The sequence below is a fragment of the Ruegeria sp. CDSB013 genome (assembly GCF_059611165.1).
Genome location: NZ_JBXWPA010000027.1, coordinates 1 through 14,996 on the forward strand (window position 1 = coordinate 1; position 14,996 = coordinate 14,996).

Consider the following 14,996-nt stretch of genomic DNA (forward strand, 5'->3'; position numbering starts at 1 on the left):
GCGCAAACAAACTCCCAGAACCAGAAGGCCTCACAGCCTGACCTGGTGCGTTAGGGCGCAAATAATGCGCCTTAACGAAACTGATATTACTTTGTTTTAAAGAGCTTTCGGAATGGTCGCCTCAGAGAGCCAGATAGCCTATTCCCGCAAACGCAACCAAACATCCAAGCCATTGGCGTGGAATCATCTTTTCACGCAAAACAGCCCATGCCAACACAACCGTCAGCAGCCCAAAGACGGACGCTGTCACCGAGGCAAATTGCGCATTCGGCAACCCGCCCGCCGCGATCACGCAAAGGATGGCAACAGCATCCAGAACACCCATGACACAGAGAAGAGGCAGAGCCCGCAGCCCGGGCCAGATTGATCTGCGGGATGCCAGGGCGATCATGCCTAGGGCAAATACTGCCGTCAGCCGAATAACCAGGGAGATTGAGTATTCGTCATTATGTTCGGTTGCATATTGTCCTAGCGCAAAGGTGGCGGCGAACCCGATTGCTGCAAGTATCGATAGCACCACCGTCGGGCCAGCTGCTGGGTATTCGGTTGCGTCGCGTTCAGATTGGGCAGCCACAACAGAAACGCCAACACCAATCGCGATGACGGCAAGCCAGTGCAGCGGGCTGACCGTTGCGCCGCGCCAGATGGCCAGTGAGACGGACAACACCGGATAGCTTGCAACAATCGGAGCAACCAGCCGGACCGGGCCGCGTTGAAAAGCGGCGTACATGCAGACGCCCGCCAGCAGATAACACCCCCCTGCAGCAATAGCGCTGATCAATGCCGTGCCAGGAATTGGGTCGACTTCACCCATCATCACAACCAAACCAAGTTGCAGCACTGCGCCCGAAATCAGCACAGCCATGAGCGAAGCAATCACGCTGACAGACTGGCTGACATAGCGCACTGCCAGATCGTGTACCCCCCAGCAAAGTGCCGCCAAAAGGCCAAGCACCAGAGCGTTCAATCCGTCATCTCCCTTACTGGTTTCACCTAGTTCCGCTTCTGAGCATGAGTATGTCAGAATGTCACTGTTGATAAACTTATTTTCCTGTTATGCAATATTTCAGGTGCCAGAGATACAGAAAGGCAGCACATGGAATCTGCGATAGAGCAACTTGGTGGTGAGACCCAACTGCGCGCTCTGGTTGAGCGTTTCTATGACCGGTTGGAAACGGATCCGGCATCGCATTCGTTGCACAGGCTGCATTTTCGGGGACATGGGCTAAACCACACCAGACAAGCTCAATTTGAATTTCTCAGCGGGTTTCTCGGCGGACGTGCCTATTATCGTGAACGTTTCGGCCACATGGATCTGCGCGAAATCCATGCGCATATTCCCATCCGGAAGGCCGACGCAGAGCTTTGGCTGGATACTTTCGATGCCGCATTGGCGGATTGCGAATTGACCGGTCCGGTTGTGGAAAAGATGCGCGCGACGCTTCGCCGGGCCGCGCTTATGCTGGTCAATGACGTTCCAGATTGGCGGTTGGCAGCAGATGCCGGGTATACGTAGAGACGCTTTGCGGCAATCACGTTACGTGTTCTGCGGTTCTGATCAAAGCTGATGCCCATAACAAATGCCAAAATACGGTCGATCGAGAACATGCACCCGTGTTCTGATGGCTTTATTCTCGATTGTTAACAAAGGGTTGGCCTTGAATTCCCAAACGGCCAACGGGCTGCGCATCACGCGCAAAAGGTCAAATTCGTCCAGTTGCGGAATAGAACGCTCTTTGTAGAAGTGTACGATTTGCGTGTCGTCTTGATGCTTGGCGATGTGGTCATTAACTGCGCCGAGACTCGCCTTGCGTATGCTCAAACTTGAGAACGTTCCTGGCGAGCCACTTGGGGCCTCAAAAACGGGGCCGCAGCTTTTGCCGCGGCCCAGAATTGCCACCTTGCAATCCGGATTAGATGTCCAAAGTGTTGTCTTTTTCCCAGCGTGAGAAGTGAGAGACGAAAGAGTTCCATTCCTGATGTTTCATTTTCAGAAACGCGGATGAGAACTCGGCACCCATCATGGCCTTCAGTTCCTTGTCCTTGTCGTATTCGCGCAGGGCATCAAGCATGTTCAACGGTAGTTTCGGCGCACCGCGCACCTTGTGGCCTTCAGCATACATATCGATGTCCCAACGTTTGCCCGGGTCAGCTTTGGACCGGATACCGGACAGACCAGCGGCGATGATCACCGCTTGTAGCAGATAGGGGTTGGTCGCCCCATCGGGCAGACGCAGCTCAAACCGGCCGGGGCCGGGAACGCGAACCATGTGCGTCCGGTTGTTGCCTGTCCAGGTCACTGTATTGGGTGCCCAAGTTGCACCCGACATTGTCCGCGGCGCGTTGATACGCTTGTAACTGTTCACTGTAGGATTGGTGATTGCTGCCAGTGCTGAGGCGTGTTTCATGATACCGCCGAGGAAGTGTTTTCCGCGTTCGCCCAGCCCAACTTCACCGGTAGGGCCGTCGCCTTCGCCTGCAAACACGTTGGTTTTGGCGGCGTCACCCGGCGCATCCCAGACCGAGATATGGGCATGACAGCCATTTCCGGTCAGACCTTCGACCGGTTTCGGCATGAACGTCGCCCGAAGCCCGTGCTTTTCGGCCACCGATTTGGTCATGAATTTGAAGAAGGAATGCTTGTCCGCAGTGCGCAGAACGTCATCAAATTCCCAGTTCATTTCGAACTGGCCATTGGCGTCCTCGTGGTCGTTCTGATACGGTCCCCAGCCCAGCTCCAGCATGTAGTCGCAGATCTCGCGCACCACATCATAGCGACGCATAACCGCCTGCTGGTCGTAACAGGGCTTTTCGGCGGTATCGAACGGATCGCTGATTTGTTCGCCATCCGGGGTAAGCAGAAAGAACTCGGCCTCAATGCCGGTTTTAACGTGCATTCCTTCGGCGGCGGCCTCGTCGATCAGGCGGCGCAACACATTGCGCGGAGCTTGCGCGACATCGCTTCCTTCCATCACGCAGTTACCAGCAACCCAAGCCACTTCGGGCTTCCACGGTAGCTGAATGACCGAGGACGGATCAGGCACCGCAAGCATGTCAGGATGCGCTGGTGTCATGTCCAGCCACGTGGCGAACCCGGCGAATCCCGCTCCGTCCTCCTGCATATCCGCGATAGCCTGCGCGGGCACCAGTTTGGCCCGTTGTCCACCGAACAAGTCGGTGAATGAGATCATGAAGTATTTGACGCCTTTTTCTTTTGCGAAAGCTGCGAGATCTGTCGTCACGATTGCTTTCCTTTCCCTGTTGTTTTTTGGTTTGTCAAAGCAAAAACGCGGCCCCCCTCAGGGAGCCGCGCAGCATCTATTCAGAACCCTTCCTTACCGGGGTACCAACTGGTTCCCGCCAGCGGCACCCGCGCCATGGCGGCGGCCTCCATTGTCAGGGCGCACAAGTCCTCGGGCTCGAGGTTGTGCAGGTGATTGTGCCCACAGGCGCGCGCGATGGTCTGCGCCTCAAGCGTCAAAACTTTCAGGTAGTTACGCAACCTGCGGCCTGCTTCGACTGGGTCCAGACGTGCGGCCAGTTCGGGGTCCTGCGTAGTAATACCCGCCGGGTCCTGTCCTTCGTGCCAGTCATCATAGGCACCGGTTGTCGTGCCTAGCTTCTGATACTCGGCCTCCCACTTGGGATCGTTGTCGCCCAGAGCCACCAATGCGGCGGTGCCTATGGCGACCGCATCTGCACCCAGCGCCAGCGCTTTGGCAACATCGGCACCGGTGCGGATACCGCCCGAGATGACCAGTTGTACCTCTCGGTGCACGCCCAGATCCTGCAGTGCCTGAACGGCGGGGCGGATACAGGACAGCGTCGGCAGCCCGACATGTTCGATGAACACGTCCTGCGTCGCGGCTGTACCGCCCTGCATGCCGTCCATCACCACAACATCAGCGCCGGCCTTCACTGCCAAAGCAGTGTCGTAGTAGGGGCGCGTTGCACCGACCTTAACGTAGATCGGTACCTGCCAATCTGTGATTTCCCGCAACTCAAGGATCTTGATTTCAAGATCGTCCGGGCCGGTCCAATCCGGATGACGACAGGCGGAACGCTGGTCGATCCCCTTGGGCAAGGTGCGCATCTCGGCCACGCGGTCGCTGATCTTCTGACCCAGCAGCATACCGCCGCCGCCGGGCTTGGCACCCTGACCGACCACAATCTCAATTGCGTCAGCCTTGCGCAGATCGTTCGGGTTCATGCCGTAACGCGAAGGCAAATACTGATAGACCAGCTTGGTTGAATGGCCGCGTTCCTCTGGCGTCATGCCTCCATCACCGGTGGTGGTTGACGTGCCCGCTGCGGATGCGCCGCGGCCCAGAGCTTCTTTCGCCGGGCCGGACAATGCGCCAAAGCTCATGCCTGCAATGGTGATCGGGATATCCAGTTCGATCGGCTTTTTGGCAAAGCGCGTGCCTAGCGTTACTGAGGTATCGCAGCGTTCTCGATAGCCTTCCAACGGATAGCGCGACACCGACGCGCCGAGAAACAGAAGGTCGTCGAAATGAGGTACTTTCCGCTTCGCCCCTCCACCACGAATGTCATAGATGCCGGTCGCAGCGGCGCGACGGATCTCGGCATTGATCGGGTTGGAAAATGTCGCCGACTGGATCGGCAGGGTGCGGGGGATCTGATCGTCCATATCTTTCATACCCTTCTTCCTCAGTAAGCGGCGGCGTTATCAACGTCGAAATTATAAAGCTGACGGGCCGAACCATAGCGTTTGAACTCTTCTGGCTTGGCGTCGCTGCCCGCGCGGGCCAGCAGATCCCTCAGGATATCCAGATGCTCGGGACGCATGTCCTTCTCGATGCAATCCGCGCCGAGGCTCTTGACCGTACCACGCACGAACAGCCGGGCTTCGTAGAGTGAATCCCCCAGCGCATCCCCTGCGTCCCCGCAGACTACCAGATTGCCGTCCTGGGCCATGAAGGCGGACATGTGGCCGATGCTGCCATGCACGACGATATCGATCCCTTTCATTGAGATGCCGCAGCGCGAGCTGGCATTACCTTTGATCACCAGCAATCCGCCGTGGCCAGTCGCTCCGGCGTATTGGCTGGCGTCACCATCGACGATGACCTGACCGGACATCATGTTTTCAGCAACGCCCGGACCAACAGAGCCTTCAACCTTGATGGTCGCCTGCTGGTTCATGCCTGCACAGTAGTAACCGGTCGAACCTTTGACCGTCACCTCAATCGGAGCGTCCAGTCCGACTGCGATTGCGTGGCTGCCTTTGGGGTTCACAATTTCCCATCGGGTTTGATTGGTCTCGGCGTTTTGTGCCTGCAGGGACGAGTTCAGTCCGCGCAGCCCGTCTGCCTCTAGATCATAGGTCTGCATATCAGGCGGCCTTTTCGTGGGTTGTAGGGCTGTCGTTGTGCGACCAGAAATATACGGTGGAGGGTTCAGGCTCCCAAACCCGGGCGTCTTCAATACCCGGCAAGTTCACCAAAGCTCGGTATTCGCTACCAAAGGCCACATATTGGTCTGTTTCGGCCATTACCGCTGGCTTACAGGCAATTGGGTCACGTACGACGCCAAACCCATCTTTAGTGCCAACAACAAAGGTGAAGAAGCCGTCCAGATCATCAATGCTGGTCTCCAGAGCCTCACCAAGTGTCGCGCCGTTCATCATTTTCCATGTCAGATATGCGGCACCCACTTCGGTGTCGTTCTCGGTCTGGATAACCACACCTTCACGGCGCAGTTTGCGGCGCAACGAGTTGTGGTTGGACAGCGATCCATTGTGGACCAGACACTGATCTGGCCCGGTGTTGAACGGGTGTGCGCCCATTGTCGTCACGGCGGACTCGGTCGCCATACGCGTATGCCCAATGCCATGGGTGCCGCTCATACCGTTGAGGTTAAATCGGTCTGCAACATCTTTAGGCAGGCCAACTTCCTTGTAGATTTCGAGGCTTTCGCCGCGGCTCATGATCCGAACCGACGGGCGGATTTCGGCCAGCGCAGCGCGTGCGGCTTCGTACTGACCGGCGGGAATTTCAAGAACGGTGTGTGTGTCGTTGTTTGTCTGACCAACCGTTGCGCCCAGCTTTTCACCCAGCTCATCAGCCAAGCCGACAAAGTCAGCATCGGGGTTGGGCGACTGGACTGTAATCTTGGTTTTGCCTGCCGACTCTGCGCCATAGATCGCGATACCGGCACTATCGGGGCCGCGGTCTGTCATCGTAATCAGCATGTCCGTCAGCATGTTACCCAGTTGGGGCGCAAGAGACTGGTCTTTGAGGAATAATCCAACAATTCCGCACATGGCTGGCAGATCTCCTTGTGTGTTTCACTATGATTCGACGGTATCAACAAAACTTGGGGACATCAATAATAGTAGGAAAGTTTTTTTCCTAACAGGCAATGGGCGCGACCTCTGATTTCACGCCCATTGCCAGCTCTTAAAGCTGGATCAGTATCGTTCCAGCTGTGCCTTCACCTTCTCTTCGTCGCCGGTGTGGCGGGCCTTCTCAAGGTGTTCACCTTCCCGGACAAACTGAATGCGATGCCAGCCGATCCAGAAGACCACGCCAATGATGACCATCAGAACTTCGTAGCCTTGGAAGGGGTAGATCGGACCGACCTCGGCAAGATCGACAGCCCAGCTTGTGTATCCATTCGTAGACATGTCTTTCTCCTTTACTTCGCTGCCGCGCCAGCACGGGCAGCCAATTCCTGTTTGTCAGCTTCGATGATCGCTGCCTTGGCATCTTCGTAGGCATGGTGCTCGGCGTAATCGAGGCCCTGCAGCTCAACCTCTTCCGGGATGCGCAGCACGCCCATTGAAGATTGAATCTTGGCCAGAGCCCATCCGGGCAGGAAGCCCAGAACAAAGAACATGATGACCGCGCCGGTGATCTGCCCGATCGGGTTGATCGTCGCGTAACCTTCGTAAGGCGATGACGGGACACCCCACAGAACAAACCCCGAGATCACCAGACCAACGAACCCGGCGTAACCGTGCACCGCAACGGCGCCAACGGCGTCATCCAGCTTGAACCGGCGTTCGACCCAGTAGTGCAGCTTGTACACGATCACGACACCGATGGCGGCAATGATCATCGCTTGGATTGGGTGATACAGGTCGTTACCGGCCGAGGCGGTGATGATTCCGGCAAGCCCACCCGAGAAAGTCCAGAACGCATCACCCTTCGAGATCACGTAAGCAGCCATCAGACCGCCGGATAGCGACATGAGGAAGTTGAAGGTGATCGCCGACAGGGTCGTCGGAGCCAGATAGATATTGGTTGCTGTCCAGGTGACGCCGGTGATCTGCCCATCGATCCCTTCAGGTGAAATCACTGGCACGTTGCACGCGGCATAGAAGCCCCAGAAACCAGTGTAGATCAGGAAGATACCGATCGTCAGTAGCCACGGATTGTGCGGAGGAATGTCCCGTGGTGTACCGTCCTTGGCGAACTTGCCTAGGCGCGGGCCCAAAACCATGATCACACCCAATGCGTAACCGCCTGCAATTGCGTGAATTACACCGGAAGCATATGCATCATGGTAGCCGAGAATGCGAACCATCCAGCCGCCGTAGTGCCAGCCCCACGCAGCGTCGATGATCCACCAGACCGATCCGATCATGACCGCATGAACCCAGAGCGCCGAAGACCTGATCCGTTCGATCACGGAACCCGAAACGATCGAGGCCGCCGTCCAAGAGAACAGCAGGAATGCCGCCCAGAAAACGCCAGTGATTCTGTCACTAACATTGGTCGCCATCGTATCGGCCCAAGGCAGATTCGCTGCGCCCGCTTCAGTGTCCAGACCGCCCCAGAACGGAAAGTTTGGAAAAGCCCAGTAGATCCACCATCCAAAGAAGAAGAACGTGACCGTCACCAGAGGGATGATCATGATGTTTTTCATCAATGTGTGCATATGGTTACGGGCACGACTTGCGCCGACTTCGTACATGCAAAAGCCCACATGGATGAGGAACATGAAAACGACAGTTACCCAGTAGTAGAACTCGGTAAAGATCGTCGTGAGAGCATTTAGATTGCCATCCACTTCGTAGTCTCCCTGTTGTTGCAGCAGGAGGTCTCTCTGCGAAGTTTTCCTGCTGGGAAATTTTATCTACTCAGGGGACAATCTCGTGGGGCACCTGTCAATAGATATGTGGGGCAAACATCTTTACCGGTGGTGTCGCATTCTCAATTTGAAGGGTCGAAAACTGGCTTTTCTTCATGAAAATAAGGGGTTTCCTTCAACTCTAAGCCCCCGTCTAAGGGTTCAGAAATTGAAGGCAAATATTCCCATCAGGAAAATATTCTGCACAGAGGTGTTGATTTTCAATCTGACATCAGCCTCAATATGGCAACAAAAAGCAATCAACGGGAGAGCTGAACCATGGCCATTCTTTGGAGGACGTCCGCCCTTGCGCAGCGCCATGCCGAGATCGGCGGCGAACTTGAGGACTGGAACGGCATGGGAACCGCATGGTTCTACGACCACAGCCCAGAGCGCGCCAAAGCCGACTACGAAGCCATCCGAACCAAAGCTGGTCTCATGGATGTATCCGGCCTGAAAAAGGTTCACGTGGTCGGTGAAGATGCCGCATATGTCATTGATCGGGTCACCACGCGGAACGTGGAAAAGATCATGCCGGGTCGTTCGACCTACGCCTCGATCCTGAATGCTGAAGGCAAATTCGTTGACGATTGCATCATCTATCGCTTGTCGGTGAACACATGGCTTGTGGTGCACGGCACCGGCACGGGCATGGAGCAGCTGACTTTGGTGGCGGCGGGCAAGAACTGCGCGGTCATTTTTGACGACGACATGCACGATATGTCGCTGCAGGGACCAGTGGCCGTTGATTTTTTGGCCAAGCACATCCCCGGAATTCGTGATCTTGCTTATTTTGGGATCATGCAAACCAAACTCTATGGCTGCCCGGTGATGATTTCGCGGACCGGCTACACCGGTGAGCGCGGGTACGAAATTTTCTGTCAGGCCAAGCACGCAGTACACCTGTGGGACAACATTCTGGCCGAGGGCAAAGACATGGGAATCGTGCCGGTCCAGTTCTCGACACTCGATCTGCTGCGCACCGAAAGCTATCTGCTGTTTTACCCAGGAGATAACTCGGAGACCTACCCGTTCGACGACGAAACATGCGGTGATACGCTTTGGGAACTGGGTTTGGAATTCACTGTGTCACCCGGGAAAACCGGTTTTATTGGGGCCGAGAACCACTATGCCGCGCAAGGCAAGGAGCGGTTCAAGATCTACGGCGTCAAACTTGACGGCACGACCCCTGCGGATGAGGGTGCGGACCTGCTGCAAAACGGCGAGAAGGTCGGGGTTGTCACCTTTGGCATGTATTCCGAAATCAACGGGCACAACGTAGGTATCGCGCGAATGCCGGTCGCCTGTGCCTCACCCGGCACCAAGCTGACAGTGCGCAACGGTGATGGGACAGAAATAGCGGCGACTGCGGAAGAAATGCCGTTCTACGATCAGGACAAATCGATCAGAACCGCAAAGGGCTGAGTTTAAGGGGGCGCAACGGACACACCGTGGCGCCCTTTTCCTATTTGAGGGCACAATGTCAAAGTTCGAATTTCCCAAGTCAATCGCAAGCCGCCCGGTCTGGGGCACGCTAGAGGTCCGCCCGGGCGAACACCATCTCATGATCGCTGAGGCCGAAGGGGCCGAAGCCGTTCTTGACATCGCAACACCCGACCTGATGGCCAAAACCCATCTGATCTACATTCCCAAGGGAACAGATTACGTTGAGCGACTGCAGGCAGTGAAGCCAGCGCAATTCTACGAAGGTCCATCTTATGAAGCCTCGCTGCAGCGCATTCGCCGCGTTTTGGAAGATGCTCATATGGGATTGCAGGTTTATTTGACCGGCTCTGAGGGTATGATGGGTCAGGCCATGAACGAAGTGATGGCCGTTGGCCTGCCGCACACGGCAATCCAGACCGAACATCGCGGATCAGTCGCGCGCCGGATGCAATGTGTGCACTGCAAGGGCATCACCGAGGATGTCGAGGTTGATCCGTTTGTCTGCGCGCATTGCGGGCTGAACCTGTTTGTGCGCGACCATTATTCCCGCCGCCTAGCCGCCTATCAGGGCGTCCGTGTCGATGCCGAAGACCATGGCAACGTGCCCGAGCCGAAAGGGATTTACGAATGAGCGGTGCCGAGAAAATCCAAGTCAAAGTGACCGAGATCACCCCGCTGAACGAGTTGGTGACGCGGTTCCGGTTCGAACGCATCGACGGAGGCCAGTTGCCAACCTTTTCGGGTGGCGCGCATACGGTTGTTGAAATGCGGGATGGAGGCATCACGCGGCTTAATCCCTATTCGCTGATGTCGGATCCGTTTGATCAGTCATCCTATACGATCTCGGTTCGGCGCGATGACGAGGGCAGGGGTGGTTCACTGTTCATGCACCGCCAGGTCAAGCTGGGTGATGAGATGACCATCAGTTATCCGGTCAACTTGTTTTCACTGGACCTGCGCGCCCGCAAGCACCTGTTTCTGGCCGGTGGCATCGGGATCACCCCGTTTCTAGCGCAGATCAAACAACTTGAACTGCTGCACGGACATTGGGAGCTGCACTATGCCTGCCGCAATCACGCGCTGGCATCTTATGCGGACCAGCTGACCGACCGGCATCCCAATGAGACGCATCTGTATTACGACGATCAGAACAAGCAGATTGATCTGGAGAACCTCCTGAGCGGGCAACCTCTGGGCACGCATGTCTATGTCTGCGGCCCCAAGGGTATGATCGACTGGGTGCGCAACACAGCCGCCGCCGAAGGCTGGCCGGAAGATTGCGTGCATTACGAAGAGTTCTTGGCACCTCAGCCCGGCAAGCCGTTCGAGGTGCGGCTGGCGGCCTCAGACAAAGTCGTTCATGTCGGCGAGAACGAAAGCCTGCTCGAAGCCATCGAACGAGAAGGCGTCGATGCGCCTTATCTGTGCCGTGGTGGTGCCTGCGGTCAGTGTGAAACCGTGGTTCTGGATCACGACGGCAACTTTGTTCATCGTGATCACTGGCTGACCGATGAAGAAAAGGCAGCAGGCAAGAAGATCATGCCCTGCGTATCGCGTTTCGAGGGCAAGTCCCTCGTGCTGGACCGCTGAGAGGAGGCCCGACATGACCATTCAATTCAACGACGAATCCTTTCGCGACGACTACACATTCCACAACTCGGAATGGGCGATCAAACGCTTTCCGTTCCCGTTCCACGAAGACAGCTACATGTACTCGGTCAACATGGAACAACATCGCGGTGGACCCGAGGGCTCGGTCTATGAAATGCGGTTCGATGTGGACGAGCACTACGTCTCAGAGATGAAAGATCGCGCAATGGTTCTGGATCAGGACCCGCTGCGTTGTCAGTCGTTGCCGCATATGACACTGGCCGGTTGGGACTTGCTGGAACTGATCATGGTTAGCAAGTCCGAGGATTACCCGGACTTGTTTGAGCTACACTGCAACGGCAATCAGTGGCGCTGGATCAACAAGCCATTGGGCATCGATCACAGCTTTACCTTCATGGATGAAACCACGCTGCCCTATGGGCCGATGGAATACATCACCCGTCAGGCACAGGGCGATTTTGCCGTACTTGATCAGCGCGACGAGATGCTGTGGATGGACGCCGGAATGGTGACGACCCAAGCCGACTGGAGTCTGGATTTTGACATCGGAATGAACTTTTTCGAATGGCACGCGCCGGTTCCAAAAGCGCATGAGATGGGGATATTCAAGCGCGCATTGAAATTCCTGCTGAATATTCAGCAGGGCGCCCCCGCGCGGCGTCTCAACTGGACCATGACGGTGAATCCTTTGCTAGATACAAGCCCGGAAAACTATCACAAATGGGGCATCCAAAAGACCACGCTGACGCCCGAAAACATCGCCCACAAGCAACATCTGCGGGTCGAGTTGCAGACGTTCTTCCGTCTGCCGCGCTCCAATGCGCTGGTGTTCCCGATCCGCTGCTATCTGTGCAGTTTTCAGGATCTGATGACTGTTCCCAAATGGGGCCGCCGTCTGCACCGGGTTATTCGGGACCTGCCCGAAGAACTGGCGACTTACAAAGGGTTCATCGACAACCGCCCGATGATGCTGGACTATCTTAGCCAGTTTGACGACGGGTTACCCACATCGCCGGGGATTAGGCCGGACTTGGAAACGGAACCGCCATTGTCAAAGTGAGCACTGTGAAGTGCCGTTGCTCAAATGGTTGATCCGGACATCACGCCTTGGCTCATTCCGAGCGATAGCTTTGCGTTGTATGACGCGCTTGCGCTGCTTCGTGCGTCATTTCAATTCATGGATGCCCGGATCGACCCCCCGTCTTCTATCCATAGGCTGACGGTAGAAGGGATGCGGGCGCATTGTCAGGATGGTGGTGAAATCTGGGCCATCGGCCGACCGCTATTCGCATGTATGTTTCTGACGCCCAAACCTGACTGCCTGTACGTGGGGAAGCTTGCAGTTCAGGAAGGACTGCGGGGGCAAGGTATCTGCCGCAAGTTGGTGGATCATGCTGCAAGCCGTGCAACTGAGCTTGGTCTGCCTGCGCTGGAGCTGGAAACACGCGTGGAACTTACTGAAAACCAACGCGTTTTTTCAAGGCTTGGGTTCACGATCGTGAATACCGGTAGCCATGAAGGCTATGACAGACCCACGGATTTCCGATTGCGCAAGCCGATCAGTTTGTCTGCGGATAGCTGATCACTGATATGTAGCGGGCCGGCAGATTAACCAACCGTTCCGGACCATGGGGCGCGTCCGCATCAAAGAACAGGGTGTCACCTGGTTTCAGGGGGTAGATCTGGTCCCCATGGCGGTAATCTACTTCGCCTTCCAGCATGTAAATCGTCTCGATTCCACCATGTTGAAATGTTGGAAACACGTCGGATTTAGCGGTTAGAGTGATCAAGTAGGGTTCGACAATTACACCTGATCCGTTGGCGCCGATATGCCCCAACAGATTGTATTGATGGTTTGCGCGTGTTCCTTCACGTTCCAGCTCGACGCCTTCACCAGCTTTTGTATGAACCGCCTCGCGGCGTTCTTCGAACTGTCTGAAGAAGCTTGTCAAAGGAACCGAAAGTGCATCCGCCAGCGACTGCAAGGTCGTCAAGGACGGTGACGTGTTTCCGTTTTCGATCTTGGATAGCATGCCAATCGACAATCCGGTTAGCTGGGCCAGCTCCGCGACGGTTATTTCCTGCTGCTTGCGAAAGGCACGAACCTCGCGGCCGATGGCAACTTCAAGAACTTTTTCTCTGTTACCCGAACGAACGGAATGTGGGTCCTGAGTCAGATTTGCCGCCATTTCTTTGTCGCGTTTTTTCAATTTTACTCTTTCAATGTCTTGCTACACTTGTCCAAACTGGTTCTGCAAGCAGGAGCAGCGGAAAACCCATTCCATTCGAAGTATCATAGCACCTAATTTTTCCTGATAGTAAAATAATCATGCTGGCAGAAAAAAGACCAGAGATCAGAATTCCACGGTTTGATGGCTTTTCGATGGGGAGCCTGACATCGTTGATCGAACCTCTGCGTATCGCAACGATCGCGCCCGGCATTAAGCATTTCTAATAATCGCTTGCGACCGAAAGAGGCAAAAAAGCCACCTGCAGCGCCAATGCCGGGTTGGAGGTTGGAACATATGTGTTGGATCGCCGATCGATGGACATTCTTTTCCAGCTTAGCAGTCCGACCTCGGGTTTAAGCGATTGTGGTCAGGAAAACAGAATGCCACTTACCCTTTCAGGGCACATAGCCAGGAAGTGCCGAGTGCAGCCAAAACGATTGCCGAGTGAAAGACTTTTGGGCATCTGTCGTAGCGTGTCGCCACTCTCCGCCATTCTTTGAGCCTACCGAACATGATCATAATGTGGTTGCGCGGTTTGTAGCGGTGCTTGTCACTTCGCGCGAGCCGCTTGTGTTGTTTCCAGCCCGGGATACATGCGCACAGCCCGTTTGATATCTTTGACGATCTTCTCGTCAGGGCTCTTCCTTGTCTTTCTTATCATCCACTCCTCAGTGGTTGCGATGAGCCAAGGACTCTTTCTTATCCAATACGGCTATATGGAACCAAAAGCGCTGACGCCAAAAACGGCCCGACATACCACAACAACCTCATCGAGGTACAAGACGTCGCCTGTACGACCCTGCCGGCCTCGCAACAACATCTCCTCAAATTTCCGCAAGCTCAGATTGAAGCAAGTTTACAACCACACCGCGTGTGCAATGATCTGACCAGGAAATCGGTGACGTTTGTAGTTGATGGACATTGAATCCACCGACGCCAATTAAGTCCATATCCAGGTTTGAGCAACCGCTCTAGAGATACAGAGGCAATGCCATCCGCTTTACTCAGTATAGTTGGGCATGGCTCGACGGCGTACATAAGTTCGCAACTCTTTCATTGATGCGATTGCCGCAATCAGAAAGGCGACGGATAGAACCACCCCCCAGTTGGTCTGTGAAATAATACTCACCTGCAACGTTTCATTTGTTCGAACGCCACTCACCGCCAAAAACAAAAGCGTAAAAATCGAAGGTAAAATGATCGGTGAAAGTGAAAAATTGGTGCGCCGGCGTAATAGAACCAGAGAGACAATCGCGCTGACAAGCTCTGCAGCTATACCTATCCAGATAACCGACAAAATATTGCCTTGGTGGTACGCCGCATGCCACACGAGAGGTAAAGCGCTCACAAGGACGATATTGGCGATCATGGCGTTTTCAGTTCGAGCTTTTGCGACTGCCATAGTGGTGCTGCCACTGCGCGACGCTCGAATTCCCTGCATGATGGCAAGCCATGCGAGAATGGGAATGACCGCTGCATACTTGTCCCCAAGCGCGAGACTTACAAACGGCTCGCCGAAAAAAATGATGCAAACGGGTTCTGTCGCAAACTTTTCAGATGGCAGAGCATTAGTGGAATTGGTGAGCGGTTTACCCTGCCAGTTGGGCGAAC

16 protein-coding genes and 1 pseudogene are annotated in these 14,996 nt (G+C 55.3%); 6 read left to right on the plus strand and 11 right to left on the minus strand.

Features of this window, described 5'->3' with window-relative positions:
- Positions 1 to 121 precede the first annotated feature (121 nt).
- Complete coding sequence (locus AC2FJF_RS23990) at positions 122 to 967, minus strand: DMT family transporter (protein ID WP_496727507.1); 846 nt, start codon at positions 965 to 967, stop codon at positions 122 to 124.
- Positions 968 to 1,096: 129 nt separating this feature from the next.
- Here AC2FJF_RS23990 and AC2FJF_RS23995 point away from each other — a divergent pair, with 129 nt between their 5' ends.
- Positions 1,097 to 1,516: a group II truncated hemoglobin gene (locus tag AC2FJF_RS23995; RefSeq protein WP_496727508.1), complete on the plus strand. Its 420-nt coding sequence runs from the start codon at positions 1,097 to 1,099 to the stop codon at positions 1,514 to 1,516.
- Positions 1,517 to 1,558: 42 nt separating this feature from the next.
- Here AC2FJF_RS23995 and AC2FJF_RS24000 read toward each other — a convergent pair whose 3' ends face one another.
- From AC2FJF_RS24000 to AC2FJF_RS24030, 7 genes are all read right to left on the minus strand, one after another.
- Positions 1,559 to 1,900: a hypothetical protein gene (locus tag AC2FJF_RS24000; RefSeq protein ID WP_496727509.1), complete on the minus strand. Its 342-nt coding sequence runs from the start codon at positions 1,898 to 1,900 to the stop codon at positions 1,559 to 1,561.
- A 13-nt stretch (positions 1,901 to 1,913) separates the two neighbouring features.
- A complete protein-coding gene (gene glnT / locus AC2FJF_RS24005) occupies positions 1,914 to 3,242 on the minus strand; it encodes a type III glutamate--ammonia ligase (RefSeq protein ID WP_496727510.1) in 1,329 nt (442 codons plus the stop codon).
- 80 nt (positions 3,243 to 3,322) lie between these two features.
- The gene (locus AC2FJF_RS24010) at positions 3,323 to 4,651 is read right to left on the minus strand and encodes an FMN-binding glutamate synthase family protein (protein ID WP_496727521.1); all 1,329 of its coding nucleotides are present in this window, start codon (positions 4,649 to 4,651) and stop codon (positions 3,323 to 3,325) included.
- 20 nt (positions 4,652 to 4,671) lie between these two features.
- Positions 4,672 to 5,355, minus strand: a complete 684-nt coding sequence (locus AC2FJF_RS24015; RefSeq protein WP_496727511.1) for a protein GlxC — start codon at positions 5,353 to 5,355, stop codon at positions 4,672 to 4,674.
- A 1-nt stretch (position 5,356) separates the two neighbouring features.
- Entirely contained in the window at positions 5,357 to 6,286 is a 930-nt protein-coding gene (locus tag AC2FJF_RS24020; protein WP_496727512.1) for a class II glutamine amidotransferase, read from the minus strand.
- A gap of 147 nt (positions 6,287 to 6,433) precedes the next feature.
- On the minus strand, positions 6,434 to 6,649 hold the full coding sequence (locus AC2FJF_RS24025; RefSeq protein WP_108861028.1) for a hypothetical protein: 216 nt from the start codon (positions 6,647 to 6,649) through the stop codon (positions 6,434 to 6,436).
- A gap of 11 nt (positions 6,650 to 6,660) precedes the next feature.
- Positions 6,661 to 8,037, minus strand: coding sequence for an ammonium transporter (locus tag AC2FJF_RS24030; protein ID WP_496727513.1), 1,377 nt, complete (start codon positions 8,035 to 8,037; stop codon positions 6,661 to 6,663).
- Positions 8,038 to 8,376: 339 nt separating this feature from the next.
- Here AC2FJF_RS24030 and AC2FJF_RS24035 point away from each other — a divergent pair, with 339 nt between their 5' ends.
- The 5 genes from AC2FJF_RS24035 to AC2FJF_RS24055 are packed head-to-tail and all read left to right on the plus strand — an operon-like array spanning position 8,377 to position 12,736.
- Positions 8,377 to 9,522, plus strand: a complete 1,146-nt coding sequence (locus tag AC2FJF_RS24035; protein ID WP_496727514.1) for an aminomethyl transferase family protein — start codon at positions 8,377 to 8,379, stop codon at positions 9,520 to 9,522.
- Positions 9,523 to 9,577: 55 nt separating this feature from the next.
- Complete coding sequence (locus tag AC2FJF_RS24040) at positions 9,578 to 10,174, plus strand: dimethylamine monooxygenase subunit DmmA family protein (RefSeq protein ID WP_496727515.1); 597 nt, start codon at positions 9,578 to 9,580, stop codon at positions 10,172 to 10,174.
- Complete coding sequence (locus AC2FJF_RS24045) at positions 10,171 to 11,133, plus strand: PDR/VanB family oxidoreductase (RefSeq protein ID WP_496727516.1); 963 nt, start codon at positions 10,171 to 10,173, stop codon at positions 11,131 to 11,133. Before AC2FJF_RS24040 ends, AC2FJF_RS24045 begins: the two co-directional genes overlap by 4 nt.
- A gap of 13 nt (positions 11,134 to 11,146) precedes the next feature.
- A complete protein-coding gene (locus AC2FJF_RS24050; RefSeq protein ID WP_496727517.1) occupies positions 11,147 to 12,214 on the plus strand; it encodes a heme-dependent oxidative N-demethylase family protein in 1,068 nt (355 codons plus the stop codon).
- Positions 12,215 to 12,238: 24 nt separating this feature from the next.
- Positions 12,239 to 12,736, plus strand: a complete 498-nt coding sequence (locus AC2FJF_RS24055) for a GNAT family N-acetyltransferase (RefSeq protein ID WP_496727518.1) — start codon at positions 12,239 to 12,241, stop codon at positions 12,734 to 12,736.
- Here AC2FJF_RS24055 and AC2FJF_RS24060 read toward each other — a convergent pair.
- The 3 genes and pseudogenes from AC2FJF_RS24060 to AC2FJF_RS24070 form a co-directional block, all read right to left on the minus strand.
- Positions 12,714 to 13,343, minus strand: coding sequence for a helix-turn-helix domain-containing protein (locus AC2FJF_RS24060; RefSeq protein ID WP_496727519.1), 630 nt, complete (start codon positions 13,341 to 13,343; stop codon positions 12,714 to 12,716). The two genes, AC2FJF_RS24055 and AC2FJF_RS24060, sit on opposite strands and share 23 nt — an antisense overlap.
- Before the next feature lie 429 nt (positions 13,344 to 13,772).
- Positions 13,773 to 13,991: pseudogene (locus AC2FJF_RS24065) on the minus strand (IS5/IS1182 family transposase); the annotation flags it as partial.
- A 394-nt stretch (positions 13,992 to 14,385) separates the two neighbouring features.
- Positions 14,386 to 14,996, minus strand: a 611-nt coding sequence (locus AC2FJF_RS24070) for a hypothetical protein (protein WP_496727520.1), incomplete at its 5' end; no start/stop codon positions are given.

What these genes read in the sequence shown, in the direction of transcription:
- AC2FJF_RS24055 (WP_496727518.1), top strand. Translation starts at nt 12,239, where the DNA reads ATGGTTGATCCGGACATCACGCCTTGGCTCATTCCGAGCGATAGCTTT.
- AC2FJF_RS24025 (WP_108861028.1), bottom strand. Translation starts at nt 6,649, where the DNA reads ATGTCTACGAATGGATACACAAGCTGGGCTGTCGATCTTGCCGAGGTC.
- AC2FJF_RS24040 (WP_496727515.1), top strand. Translation starts at nt 9,578, where the DNA reads ATGTCAAAGTTCGAATTTCCCAAGTCAATCGCAAGCCGCCCGGTCTGG.
- AC2FJF_RS24060 (WP_496727519.1), bottom strand. Translation starts at nt 13,343, where the DNA reads ATGGCGGCAAATCTGACTCAGGACCCACATTCCGTTCGTTCGGGTAAC.
- AC2FJF_RS24045 (WP_496727516.1), top strand. Translation starts at nt 10,171, where the DNA reads ATGAGCGGTGCCGAGAAAATCCAAGTCAAAGTGACCGAGATCACCCCG.
- AC2FJF_RS24010 (WP_496727521.1), bottom strand. Translation starts at nt 4,651, where the DNA reads ATGGACGATCAGATCCCCCGCACCCTGCCGATCCAGTCGGCGACATTT.
- AC2FJF_RS24050 (WP_496727517.1), top strand. Translation starts at nt 11,147, where the DNA reads ATGACCATTCAATTCAACGACGAATCCTTTCGCGACGACTACACATTC.
- AC2FJF_RS23995 (WP_496727508.1), top strand. Translation starts at nt 1,097, where the DNA reads ATGGAATCTGCGATAGAGCAACTTGGTGGTGAGACCCAACTGCGCGCT.
- AC2FJF_RS24020 (WP_496727512.1), bottom strand. Translation starts at nt 6,286, where the DNA reads ATGTGCGGAATTGTTGGATTATTCCTCAAAGACCAGTCTCTTGCGCCC.
- AC2FJF_RS24035 (WP_496727514.1), top strand. Translation starts at nt 8,377, where the DNA reads ATGGCCATTCTTTGGAGGACGTCCGCCCTTGCGCAGCGCCATGCCGAG.
- AC2FJF_RS24015 (WP_496727511.1), bottom strand. Translation starts at nt 5,355, where the DNA reads ATGCAGACCTATGATCTAGAGGCAGACGGGCTGCGCGGACTGAACTCG.